We start from the raw sequence: 12,850 nt of genomic DNA on the forward strand, positions 1-12,850 counted from the left end.
ACTAGACGATTAAATAAGCATCTAATGAATCTTTTTCCGCTTCCCAATCTCTGGAAATAGAATCTTTTATAAATTTTGCTGGAATACCGCCTATCAAAATATTCGAACCCGAAGTAGTATAATCGCTATTACACAAACTGTTGGAGGCAACGGTACAGTAATCCGGAGTTTTGGTCTTTTGCATGACAGAAACTCTACTGCCTATATAATTATAATTTCCAATCACTATTGGAGCGGTCATTTCAAACTTTTCTCCCGTTTGGGTATCCATCATCTGATGAAAATTAGTATCCATGATTTGGGATTCCGAACCAAAACGGGCATAATTACCTAATACAATTCGCTCTATACAAATCAATTTAGCATAAGAACCCAAAGATGACATGTGACCAAATTCACAATAACCATTCTCACCGACGTAGATAAAATAATCTTTACCAAATTGAACATGTCCTTTGAATACTATTTTTCCTAAAATATTAATTTCTGCAATCCCCTTATGGAGCGTATTCATTTCATAAGGCTGTCCAAAACCAATCATGCCTTTTTTAATTTTTCCTTCAATTTCTATTTTACCGGCTATTGAGGCAAATTTTACCGCTCCATAAAAAAATACAGGTAGTTTTTTGGCGGTACTGAAAGGAAATTTTTTGAAATTAAAATAGAGTGTTTTAGTCCAATTTACAGCATAATACAATTGCAATTTTTTATAACCTGATTTTGCTTTTCTATAATTATTTTTTAAAATTTCTATCATTGTTCTTTTTAATTATAGCATTAAACAAACCTTTCAGTTCCATTTTTTTATTCATTTGAAACAATACAAAAACTATTGAAATCACTACCATTACTGACATCAAACTATATTTTATAATCGAATCTGGAATATATCGAAATAAAAAAGTAGCCATGCACATCAAAAAGCAAATACCATAAATATTATAAAAATCAGAGTCAAAATAAAAACCATATCTTTTTTTAGTAATTATTTTTAATCCAAAAAAATGAATCAAATAAAAGACAAAAAAACTAATTCCAAGTCCTTCTAATCCATAATAATAATATCCTAAAACATTTAAAAATAACGAAATAAGGTTAAAACCAAAAGCCGTTTTCACAAAGATTTTTGAATCTCCTTTGGCAATCAAAATATAACCCATTGACCAGGAAACTGCTCTGAATAACATGGCTAATATCCCGAAACAAACCATTGGAATAATCGAAATGAATTTTGGCGTATAAATAATTTTTACAATGAGTGGAATTAGCGTTAAAAACAGGATAATTATAGGTGTTATAATCAATATTGAGATGAAAGATTGCTGTACTACACTTGTTCTGACTTTTTCGTTTTCATCACTTATTGAAGCCAGTCTTGGAAAATAATCGGTACTCATTGCCGTAAAAATTATTCCAACATAAGAATTCAACAACGTAAAACCTGCATTATAAAATCCTACTTGTTCTAAACCTCCTTGATTCCCAACATAAATTTGGATTAAATAGGTTGAAAGTAAAGTAAACAAACCACTTAATGTCAAAAGAATTCCCAGTTTAATGATACTTTTTCCTTCGCTGGTCAATTGTTTATTCGAAATGACAATTTTATTTAATTTTATCTTTTTCGAATAAAAGAAAGAAAACAACATTGACGAAAGTGAGGCAATAATAATCGTGGGGACAATAGCGTCAATTCTGTAGTAATAATACAGTGGAATTGAGAATAGCAATCCAAACAAATTTCCGTAAAAATTGGCTTTCGCCAAAAGTCTCATTCTCCTTAAACCTTGTAAAACCACAAATTCCCCGATCATTAATTGCCTAAACAACAGTGTAATTGAAATAAAAACAAATGAAAATATATGATTTGAATTCCCAAAAGTTAACTGACTCAACCAACTGGAAAGAAAAACAGTAACAAGACATCCTAAAATTCCCGTTAATAATGCCAGCCTTTTTACTATTGCTACAATAGTCGCTATACTACTTAAATCATCATTTTTATAATTGCTTGAAACATGTTTAATCCCACTAGTTTCAATCCCTAAACTCGTAACACCACCTATAACACTTACAGCTGAATTTAATAAAGTCACAATTCCCATTCCTGTTGGACCAATGAAAACAGCAATTAATTTGGTCCGAATTATAGAAATAAGAATAGTAAAAAATTGTACACCCCCAAAAAGCGAAGTGGTTTTAACAATTTGATAATATGACGTTTTGCTTTCAGACACTATTTAATACTTGTTTAAAATTGAAATAATGAAATCCACTTCATCATTTGTCAAAACTGGACTTATAGGCAAACTTAATACTTCATCATGAATTTTTTGGGTAATCGGAAAAGACAAATGGTTCAAAAATGACAAAGCCTTTTGATTGTGTGGCGGAACTGGATAATGTATTACAGTTTGAATACCATTTTGATGTAAATAGTCTTGCAAATCGATTCTGTTTTGTGTTCGAATCACAAACAAATGAAAAACATGATTAGATTGCTTCGTTCCTCGCAATGACACTATTGGAAGTATTATTTTTTCATTCTTTATTTCGGACAAATAGCGTTTGGCAATTGTTTTCCGCTTTTCATTATCAGTATTTAAAAACGGTAATTTCACATTTAAGAAAGCCGCTTGCAGTTCATCTAATCTTGAATTTACTCCTATATAATCATTATAATATTTTGCTTCCGAACCATAATTTCTGAGTGACTGAATGACTTTAGCTAACTCCGAATCATTTGTTGTAACAGCACCGGCATCTCCTAAAGCGCCTAGATTTTTTCCGGGATAAAAACTGTACGCTTGAGTTTTAGGAATTAGTTTATACGTGTCTAAACTTTCGACTTTCGACTTTTGACTTTCGACTTCTAAAATTGCTCCATGAGCCTGAGCCGCATCTTCAACAACTAATAAATTATTTGCAAAAGCTATCTGATTTATCTCTTCCATTTCAGCCAATTGACCATAAAGATGAACTACCAGAATTGCTTTGGTTTTCGAAGTAATTTTTTCTAAAATTAAATCGGGATTGATGTTGTAGGTTTCTAATTTTGGCTCGACCAAAACAGGAATTAAATCTGCTTGTAAAATAGCCAGAATACTCGCAATATAAGTATTTGCAGGAACAATAACTTCATCCCCTTTTTGCAATTTCCCTAATTGTATGTAGGCTTTAAAAATCAAAACTAAAGCATCAAAACCGTTTCCTGTCCCGATACAATATTTGGCACCGCAATACTTGGCAAAACTAGATTCAAATTCCTTGACTTCACTCCCTAAAATATACCAGCCATTATCTAAAACCGCTTTCATTTTCTCCTGAAATGCAGTTTCATATGGTTCGTTTATTTTTTTTAAATCAAGAAATAGTATCATATAAGATTCATTTTATAAAAATCCTGACTGTAAACAGAACATCCTAATTCTTCTTTTTGTTTTAAAAGTCCTGCGTGATATCCTTTTTCATTGTCATCATTAACGATACCCATATCAAAAAAAAGTTTACCTTCATTCTTATATTTTTGAATCAAATTAATGAATAAAAAATCCAACGCGCGCAACTCCTCTCCTTTCTTAGTAGTAGCTCCATATTGCGATTTTACTATAGTTTTTGTTTCGAATACTGTAATGCCAGCAATAATAATGTCCTCATAATATACTGAAAACTGTTTGATATTATTAGGGAACATTTCCTTTAACTTTGTAATTTCCTGTAGGGTATGAACCGGTTTTGCATTATGTTTCTCGAATAATCTCGGCTCTAAAACCAATTCCCAAAAAGATTCCAATTGCTGTTCTTCGACCATTTCTAAATCGAGTTCTTCAATTTTTCTAAAATGCTTTAATTTACTTTTTGAAATCGTTAAAGGCATCGCTAAATTAATAGCCAGATTCATTTCTTTTTTATCCAAAAACGCTCCTTTTTTAAGTAAAAAAAAGTCGGTTTCATGATTCCCGCCAGAAGAATAGAAAAAGGGAATTGGTTTATAATAAAAAAATTGTATCCCATTTTCTTTAAAAAAAGACAAAAGGGAATCCAAAATTATTTCTACTTTTTCTCCCTTTATTTTAGCTGAATACACTAATCCACCATACGTCAAACCTTGATGGGAAAAAACTATTGCTCCAGCTTTATTTGCAGGAAGAACAGCAACCAGTTTTTTATCCTCAAAAACCATCAACGAGAAATCCTCGAATCGTTCTTTGTGGTATTCCATAAAATCACGGTGAAATAAAAAGGTAGCGTTTTTGGCTTGACCAATAAAGGTATTCCAATTTGTATAATCGCTTTCCTGGTATTGTTTGACGGAATAATTTTTCACTATTTGATTTTAGACTTCGTGAAATTAAGCATTTTTTATTTATTCTCTAAAGGTGATAAATACCACTTGAATTTCACCGCCATCAAGCGAACCGAAATAATAACTAAAGAGGTTGTTAAGTATAAAACATCCTTTTCTAAATTAAATTCTCGTAGGATGAAGAAAATAATTCCGCCTAGAATACAAATCGTTGCATAAATTTCTCTTCTAAAAATAACGGGGATTTCAGTACACAAAATATCTCGAATAACACCTCCAAAACAAGCTGTCATAGTTCCTAAAGCTACACAAATGACTGGATGAAGTCCAATGTTTATTCCTTTTTCAAGACCTATTAAAGTAAAAACTCCCAACCCAATGGTGTCAAATAAAAACAAAGAAGTTCGCAATCTGTCGAATTTTTTTCTAAAAATAATGGCTAGTATAAATCCGATGATTATCACATAAACGTATTTTAAATCCAGCATCCATCCTACTGGAGTTCTCCCAATCATGATGTCTCGCAAGGTTCCGCCACCCACGGCAGTTACAAATGCAATAATAAATACCCCAAAAGGATCCATTTTTTTATTCATTGCCGTCAAAGCCCCAGACATGGCAAAAGCCATCGTACCGATGATGTCTAATAAATGGAACATGCTGTTTTTTTGGATTTAAAAATGGATAAAAAAAATGCTATCAATTGCATATGATTCAGGCAAAATTAAAGAAAATACTCGTGTAACCAACTCATATTGTCTACATTTAATCAAGGTTCATTACTGCAGATAAATATTCGAATCCAAATATAGAAAACTGAATTTTCTCTATGTATCTTTGTTTCCTATAAATTAAATAGTTGTACCTCTTGAAACAAATCACTTCGATACAAAATCCATACATAAAATCTTTAGTGCAATTGCAGGAAAAAGCAAAAGCACGTAAACAATCCGGAACCTTTTTAATTGAGGGAAAACGCGAAATTTCTATTGCCATCAAGGGCGGTTACGAAATGGAAACGCTGTTATTTTTACCTGAAATTTGTTCGGAAAACGAAGCGCGTCAATTATCTAAAAATGCCGAGCTGATAGAAATTAATAAAGAAGTCTATCAGAAACTCGCTTACAGAGATACCACTGAAGGTATTTTGGCTGTAGCCAAAACCAAATCGATGCAATTATCTGATTTGAAATTATCTGAAAACCCATTGATTCTTATTGCCGAAGCACCAGAAAAACCCGGAAATATAGGAGCTTTACTTCGTACTGCCGATGCTGCTAATCTTGATGCGGTAATTATTGCCAATCCAAAAAGCGATTTATACAATCCAAATATTGTGCGTTCCAGCGTGGGCTGTTTATTCACCAACCGAATTGCAACCGGAACCACATCAGAGATTATTGCGTTTTTGAAAGAACGAAAAATCAATTTTTATTGTGCGACTTTACAAAACTCGACTTCGTATCACACACAGGATTACACTGCGCCAACCGCTTTAGTTGTAGGAACAGAAGCCACAGGATTGACGGAAGAATGGCGAAAAGAAGCAACCCAAAATATTATTATTCCAATGCAGGGCGAGATCGATTCAATGAATGTTTCGGTTGCAGCCGCCATCTTGATTTTTGAAGCCAAAAGACAGAGAGGGTTTTAGATTTTTGATTAAAAATTTAAAAAAAACTCTAGTTTCTTTCGTTTAAAATTCAAATATACATTTGCATATCTCCCAACTTATTCTTATTTTTAGGAAATGAACAATGCCGTTATGACAGAAATAGATTTAGAAAAAGAAAACAAGGCAATTGCCCAAGAATATAAAGAATTGCTTCGCATAAGTTACCAAACTTTAACACCTGAAGATAAAAAACTCATCCGAAAAGCATTTGACGTTTCCGTAGAAGCTCATAAAGAGCAACGCAGAAAATCAGGTGAAGCCTATATCTTCCACCCTATTGCTGTGGCAAAAATTGTTGCTTCCGAGATAGGTTTGGGAGCTACATCCATCGCTGCAGCATTATTACATGATGTTGTAGAAGACACGCCAACTACCATACAAGATATAGAACGTTTGTTTAATCCAAAAGTGGCTCAAATCGTTGAAGGATTAACAAAAATATCATTGGTACAAAAAGATCTGAATGTTTCCATGCAAGCAGAGAATTTCCGTAAAATGATATTGACGTTGAACGATGATGTACGCGTAATTCTGATTAAACTAGCCGATCGTTTGCACAATATGCAGACTATGGAATCGATGCAGGAAGACAAACAAACCAAAATTGCATCGGAAACCCTTTATATTTATGCACCTTTGGCACATAGACTCGGCTTGTATAACATAAAGACCAAACTGGAAGACTTAGGGTTAAAATACACGGAACCTGCTATTTATAAAGAAATTGTAAGTAAAATAAAAGAAACCAAAGAAGAGCAAGATGCTTATATTGAAGATATTTCTAATGTCCTGAAAGCCTCTTTAGATGCCGAAGGAGTTGAATACATTATAAAAGGACGTCCAAAATCTATCTATTCTATTCGCAGAAAAATGCAGGCGCAAAACGTGAGTTTTGATGAAGTGTATGATAAGTTTGCGTTGCGTATTGTATACAAAGCGACTCCACATGAAGAAAAATTCGTTGCTTGGAAAATATATTCTATTGTTACGGATCATTACAGACCTAGTCCAAGCCGTTTACGCGATTGGATTTCATCACCAAAGTCTACCGGTTACGAAGCCTTGCACATTACAGTAATGGGACCAAAAGGGCGATGGGTTGAAGTACAAGTTCGAAGCGAACGTATGGATGAAATTGCCGAAAAAGGATATGCCGCACATTATAAATATAAGAACGGTGCTACCGAAGAAAGTGGTTTGGATGTATGGTTAAACTTACTAAAAGAAGCTTTAGAAAATTCCGAAACAAATGCAGTAGATTTTGTAGAAGATTTCAAAATGAATTTATATTCCAAAGAAATCTTTGTTTTTACTCCAAAAGGAGAAATAAAATCATTGCCTAAAGGAGCCACTTCACTGGATTTTGCGTTCAGTATTCACTCCGAAATAGGAATTCGAACCAGAGGAACACGCGTTAACGGGAAATTAGTCCCTTTAAATTTCGAATTAAAAAGTGGGGATCAAATAGAAGTTATTACTTCACAACATCAAAAACCAACCATTAACTGGCTGGATTATGTGACCACTTCGAGAGCCAAAACAAAGATAAAAAACGTTCTAAACGAGAATACCAAGAAAATTGGCGAAGAAGGAAAAGAACTGTTGACCCGAAAATTAAAGCATTTAAAAATCACTTTAAGCGAACAAGTGATTAATGAATTAGTCAATTTTTTCAAACTAAAAACAAGCCTGGATTTATTCTACAGAGTAGGAATCGGGGCTATTGAAAACCAACAGCTCAAGGATTACGCTGCGCAAAAGAGCAATACTTTCATTAATTTTTTCAAAAATAAAATGAAACGCTCTCCAAGTAGCACTTCGGATGAGGATATTCATAAACCAGTAATAAGCAGTAATTATGACATGCTCGTTTTTGGGAAAGAACACGACAAGCTGGATTACAAATTATCGCCTTGCTGCAATCCAATTCCTGGCGATGATGTTTTTGGATTTGTAACAATCAACGAAGGTATAAAAGTGCATAAAAAAGATTGTCCAAACGCCATTGGCATGCAATCAAACTACGCATACCGAATCATGTCAGCAAAATGGATTGACTCTTCACAAGAAGAATTTAAAGCCATCATAAACATAACCGGAATGGATGTTTTAGGACTTACAAACCAATTAACAAAGGTAATTTCAAACAATATGCATGTTAATATTCAGAGTATTTCTTTGAGTACTGATGCAGGAATTTTTCATGGTCAAGTTGCAGTAATTGTTCAAAACAATACCATTTTGAAAAAAATGATCAACAACATCAAAAAAATTGACGGAATCGATAAAGTAACAAGGGTTTATAAAACATAGAAAAAAATCCTGTTTTTAGTTTCAAATCTCAATTTGCTCCTCTTGAAATTAAAAAACTTGAAACTAAACAAACCTTAAACTTTATACTTTAAACTAAAAAATTTATCTTTGCCCGCATATGACACTCATTTCCACAGATAACACCAAAAACCAAGAAATTGTAAAAAATGTTTTTACAATGTATCTTGAAAAAAAAGGACATCGCAAGACTCCTGAACGTTATGCTATCCTTCAGGAAATTTACGATAGCGAAGAACATTTTGATGTAGAGAACCTTTATATCAAAATGAAAAATAAAAACTATCGTGTGAGTAGAGCAACTCTTTACAACACGATCGAATTGCTATTAGATTGTGCTTTAGTGCGTAAACACCAATTTGGACAAAATCAGGCACATTATGAAAAATCATATTTTGACAAACAGCACGATCATATTATAATGACTGATACTGGCGAAGTAATTGAGTTTTGTGATCCAAGAATTCAAAGTATCAAAAAAACAATCGAAGAAATATTTGATATAGAGATAACCAATCACTCATTGTATCTCTATGGAACCAAAAGACAAAAGAACAACTTGGACGAACAAAATCGTTCATAAACATAAAAACTAACTACAAATAACAGATAGAATGACCGTAGATTTATTACTAGGATTACAATGGGGAGATGAAGGAAAAGGAAAAATTGTTGATGTTCTAACTTCAAATTATGACATTATTGCTCGTTTTCAAGGAGGTCCAAATGCAGGACATACTTTGGAATTTGACGGAATAAAACATGTTCTTAGAACTATTCCTTCTGGTATTTTTCATAAAACTGCTGTAAACATCATTGGAAATGGAGTAGTAATTGATCCTGTAGTTTTTCAAAAAGAAATTGAAGGTCTTGAAAAATTTAATTTAGATATCAAAAGCAAATTAATCATTTCAAGAAAAGCACATTTAATTTTGCCTACTCACCGTTTATTAGATGCGGCTTCTGAGGCTTCTAAAGGTAAAGCAAAAATTGGCTCTACGTTAAAAGGTATTGGTCCAACATATATGGACAAAACAGGAAGAAATGGTATTCGTGTAGGTGATATTGAATTAGAAGATTTTGCAGATCGTTACAGAGCTTTGGCTGACAAGCATGAAGAAATGATCAAATTTTACGATGTATCAATTCAATACAATTTAGCTGAAATGGAAACTGAATTCTTTGAAGCAATCGAAGAATTAAAAAAATTAGATTTCATTGATAGCGAAGAGTATTTACACCAAGCTCAAAAAGCAGGTAAATCAATATTATGTGAAGGTGCTCAAGGTTCATTATTAGATGTTGATTTTGGAACATATCCATTTGTAACTTCATCAAATACTACTGCTGCTGGTGCTTGTACCGGTTTAGGGATTGCTCCAAATAAAATCAAGGAAGTATACGGAATTTTCAAAGCTTACGTAACACGCGTAGGAAGTGGTCCATTCCCTACTGAACTTTTTGACGAAGATGGTGCAACTATGGCACGTGTAGGAAATGAATTTGGATCCGTAACCGGAAGACAAAGACGTTGTGGCTGGTTAGACTTAGTAGCACTTAAATATGCTGTTCAGGTTAATGGTGTAACACAATTGATGATGATGAAAGGTGATGTGCTTTCAGGTTTTGAAACCTTAAAAGTATGTACGGACTACAATTATAAAGGAGAGAAAATTTCTCATTTCCCTTATAACATAGAACCAGAAAATGTAACTCCAGTATACCAGGATTTTAAAGGATGGAAACAAGATTTGACAGGTATGACAACCTACGATGAATTACCGACAGAGTTGAAAGAATACATTGCATTCATTGAAAAAGAAGTAGAAGTTCCTATCAAAATAGTTTCTGTAGGTCCAGACAGAAAGCAAACTATTCTAAAATAAGATTACCAAACGCTCTGAAAATTCAGAGCGTTTTTTTTATACTTTAGTAATTGAATAGCTAACCCATTTTCAGCTCACCATGATACCAAAACAAGAAAAATTTTTACAGTACGCAATTCTATTTGCTTGTTTTAGTATGCTTTTGTCTTGTAGGGAGGAGCAAGATATTACTTTAAGCACTGACAATCAAAAATATAGCGTCAAAGGGAATAAAATCTTGAAAGACAACGAACCCATTCAGTTGATTGGAACAAATTCATTTCAAGTTTTTGGGGCAAATGATACCAAAATGAGTAGTTGGAATATGGACATAGCTCGGGAATTTATAGGCAATGTTCAAGAACAACCCTTAACCGGTATGCCTATAAAAGACAGTAATGGTTCTTTTTTACATTCATTACAAAGTATTGTGGATGGAAACCGAAAAAATAACAGAATTACTATTTTATGCGGTTTTGGTTGGGACGGAAAAACAGAAACAGAATTTACAGGCAAAAGTCCTTCACAAACCATTTGGTGGAAACCCTATCAAGAAAAACTACAAGAATGGGCGTTGCATTTTAAAAATCAACCTGATGTATGGATCGAAGTATGGAATGAGCCCTACAGATTTGACAGAGCTGATGGTTATACTGATGAAGTCTGGGAACAAGACATGACAGAACTTGTTGCCATTATTAGAACTACAGGCAATCCCTCTATCATTCTTGTACCTTGTGCTGAACAAGGACAAGACGAAAGTGTTTTGCTAAAAAAAGGGAATTCTTTTCTACAAAAAAATTCTAATATTGTCTTTGATATTCACGCTTATGAAAAATGGCTATTAGCTAGTGAAACTGCAATAGACAATAGGCTGGATTTATTAAAACAGCAAAATTTACCAGTCCTTTTTGGAGAAACAGCACCTATGAATGCAGGGATTTTAATGGATCCTCGCTATTTTCTTAATGCTGTACAATAGAGGAGTTTCTGTATGTGCATGGGTATGGAAATACGATAAAAATGACCAAGATGCACTGCTCACTGCCGATGGCACTCCTAATGATACCAACAATAACAACTGGGGCTCCACGTATAAAAACCTAGCTGCTAAACCTCGAAATCCTTAAAATATTTTTACAAAATAAAATGAAAAATCCAACTATCAAAATACAAAAAACAGAATTGCTATCTGACAATTGGTACATCTTAAACAAGGTAACTTTTGATTATCAAAAAAAAGACGACTCTTGGATTACCCAAAAAAGAGAAGTCTACGATAGAGGAAACGGCGCTGCTATTTTACTTTATAACAAAAAACAAAAAACAGTTATTCTAACGAGACAGTTTCGTTTGCCAACGTATCTTAACGGAAATGAAACCGGAATGATGATAGAGGTTTGTGCCGGACTTTTGGACGCTGACAATCCGGAGCAATGCATCATTCGAGAAACTGAAGAAGAAACAGGATATCGTATTTCTAAGGTCAAAAAGGTGATGGAAACGTATATGTCGCCAGGTGCTGTAACTGAAATTTTATATTTATTTGTTGGTGAATACGATGAATCTATGAAAGTAAGCGACGGTGGCGGAGTAGCACACGAAGAAGAAAATATAGATGTAATGGAAATGCCTTTCGACGAAGCGTATGCTATGATCGAAAGCGGTCAAATGCAAGACGCTAAGACGATTATGTTGTTACAATATGCAAAAATTCATAATTTGATTTAATGAGCAATACGACTAAAGGTGTTTTATTTGCCTTATTTGCTACCTTGCTATGGTCTGTAAATATGGTAATTGCAAGTGGGATCAAAGGTCACATTCCTCCTGTTGGATTGGCTTTTTGGCGCTGGACAGTTGCGTGTATTGTTTTGGCTCCATTTGCTATAAAAAGTACGATTAAAAGTTTCAAAATTGTAAAGAAACACATTAGTTATCTTACGCTTACAGCAGTATTGGGCATCACTATTTTTAATACGCTGATTTACTTTGCAGGAAAAACAACAAGTGCAGTAAATTTATCGTTAATCGCCATTTCAATTCCGTTATTTATTGTTGTACTCTCCAGAATTATTTTTAAAGAGAAAGTCTCCAATATAAAAATAGTGGGAATTGCAACCATAATCACAGGAGTCCTAGTGCTTATTTCCAAAGGTTCCTTACATGCATTACTGCATATCAACTTTACCATTGGGGATTTATTAATGCTTGTAGCTTGCTTCTTTTTTGCTTATTACACGATATTGGTTCGACAAAAACCAGATGAATTAAGTCCAAAAGTGTTTTTATTCAGTGTTTTTGTAATTGGTACAATTTTACTGTTTCCGTTTTATATGTATGAACATGTCTATTACAAAAAAGTAATTTTTGACACCAAAACAGTCTTGGTAACCTCCTATGTAGGCATCTGCGCTTCCTTAATTTCATTTTATTTATGGAACGAAGCCATTCGATTAATTGGGACGTCAAAAACAGCGTTAATTTATTATTTGATTCCGGTATTCAGTGGGATTTTGGCGTATTTTTTTCTTAACCAAGCCATTTTACTAACCCAAATAATAAGTATGGGAATCATTATTACGGGGTTATTAATTACCAATAAGAAGTAAAAAATTAAACTTTTGACAAAATAGAAAAAGCAGAATGAAAATAAATTCATTCTGCTTTTTA

At 33.4% G+C, this 12,850-nt stretch carries 12 protein-coding genes; 7 read left to right on the forward strand and 5 right to left on the reverse strand.

Annotated features, from left to right (window positions below):
• Nucleotide 1 precedes the first annotated feature (1 nt).
• From ACNQF8_RS00425 to ACNQF8_RS00445, 5 genes are read right to left on the reverse strand one after another with little or no spacing between them, the layout of a single operon-like run.
• Nucleotides 2–757, reverse strand: a complete 756-nt coding sequence (locus ACNQF8_RS00425) for an acyltransferase (protein WP_417953429.1) — start codon at nt 755–757, stop codon at nt 2–4.
• A complete protein-coding gene (locus tag ACNQF8_RS00430) occupies nt 735–2,237 on the reverse strand; it encodes an oligosaccharide flippase family protein (protein ID WP_417953430.1) in 1,503 nt (500 codons plus the stop codon). Before ACNQF8_RS00430 ends, ACNQF8_RS00425 begins: the two co-directional genes overlap by 23 nt.
• Nucleotides 2,238–2,240: 3 nt before the next feature.
• On the reverse strand, nt 2,241–3,380 hold the full coding sequence (locus tag ACNQF8_RS00435; RefSeq protein WP_417953431.1) for a DegT/DnrJ/EryC1/StrS family aminotransferase: 1,140 nt from the start codon (nt 3,378–3,380) through the stop codon (nt 2,241–2,243).
• Nucleotides 3,377–4,327, reverse strand: coding sequence for a FemAB family protein (locus ACNQF8_RS00440; RefSeq protein ID WP_417953432.1), 951 nt, complete (start codon nt 4,325–4,327; stop codon nt 3,377–3,379). Before ACNQF8_RS00440 ends, ACNQF8_RS00435 begins: the two co-directional genes overlap by 4 nt.
• 35 nt (nt 4,328–4,362) lie before the next feature.
• Entirely contained in the window at nt 4,363–4,965 is a 603-nt protein-coding gene (locus ACNQF8_RS00445; RefSeq protein ID WP_417953433.1) for a trimeric intracellular cation channel family protein, read from the reverse strand.
• A 209-nt stretch (nt 4,966–5,174) separates the two neighbouring features.
• Between ACNQF8_RS00445 and ACNQF8_RS00450 the strand changes: the two genes are divergently transcribed.
• From ACNQF8_RS00450 to ACNQF8_RS00480, 7 genes are all read left to right on the forward strand, one after another.
• Nucleotides 5,175–5,960, forward strand: coding sequence for a TrmH family RNA methyltransferase (locus ACNQF8_RS00450; protein ID WP_417953434.1), 786 nt, complete (start codon nt 5,175–5,177; stop codon nt 5,958–5,960).
• A gap of 111 nt (nt 5,961–6,071) precedes the next feature.
• A complete protein-coding gene (locus ACNQF8_RS00455; protein WP_417950344.1) occupies nt 6,072–8,294 on the forward strand; it encodes a RelA/SpoT family protein in 2,223 nt (740 codons plus the stop codon).
• Between the two features lie 118 nt (nt 8,295–8,412).
• The gene (locus ACNQF8_RS00460; protein WP_417950345.1) at nt 8,413–8,895 is read left to right on the forward strand and encodes a Fur family transcriptional regulator; all 483 of its coding nucleotides are present in this window, start codon (nt 8,413–8,415) and stop codon (nt 8,893–8,895) included.
• Nucleotides 8,896–8,926: 31 nt separating this feature from the next.
• The gene (locus ACNQF8_RS00465; protein ID WP_315207169.1) at nt 8,927–10,198 is read left to right on the forward strand and encodes an adenylosuccinate synthase; all 1,272 of its coding nucleotides are present in this window, start codon (nt 8,927–8,929) and stop codon (nt 10,196–10,198) included.
• Nucleotides 10,199–10,277: 79 nt separating this feature from the next.
• Entirely contained in the window at nt 10,278–11,159 is an 882-nt protein-coding gene (locus tag ACNQF8_RS00470) for a cellulase family glycosylhydrolase (protein WP_417950346.1), read from the forward strand.
• A 167-nt stretch (nt 11,160–11,326) separates the two neighbouring features.
• A complete protein-coding gene (gene nudK, locus ACNQF8_RS00475) occupies nt 11,327–11,908 on the forward strand; it encodes a GDP-mannose pyrophosphatase NudK (protein ID WP_417950347.1) in 582 nt (193 codons plus the stop codon).
• Nucleotides 11,908–12,789: a DMT family transporter gene (locus ACNQF8_RS00480; RefSeq protein WP_417953435.1), complete on the forward strand. Its 882-nt coding sequence runs from the start codon at nt 11,908–11,910 to the stop codon at nt 12,787–12,789. Before nudK ends, ACNQF8_RS00480 begins: the two co-directional genes overlap by 1 nt.
• Nucleotides 12,790–12,850 lie beyond the last annotated feature (61 nt).

Origin of the sequence: Flavobacterium labens, assembly GCF_048286755.1 — a bacterium.
Lineage (GTDB): Bacteria > Bacteroidota > Bacteroidia > Flavobacteriales > Flavobacteriaceae > Flavobacterium.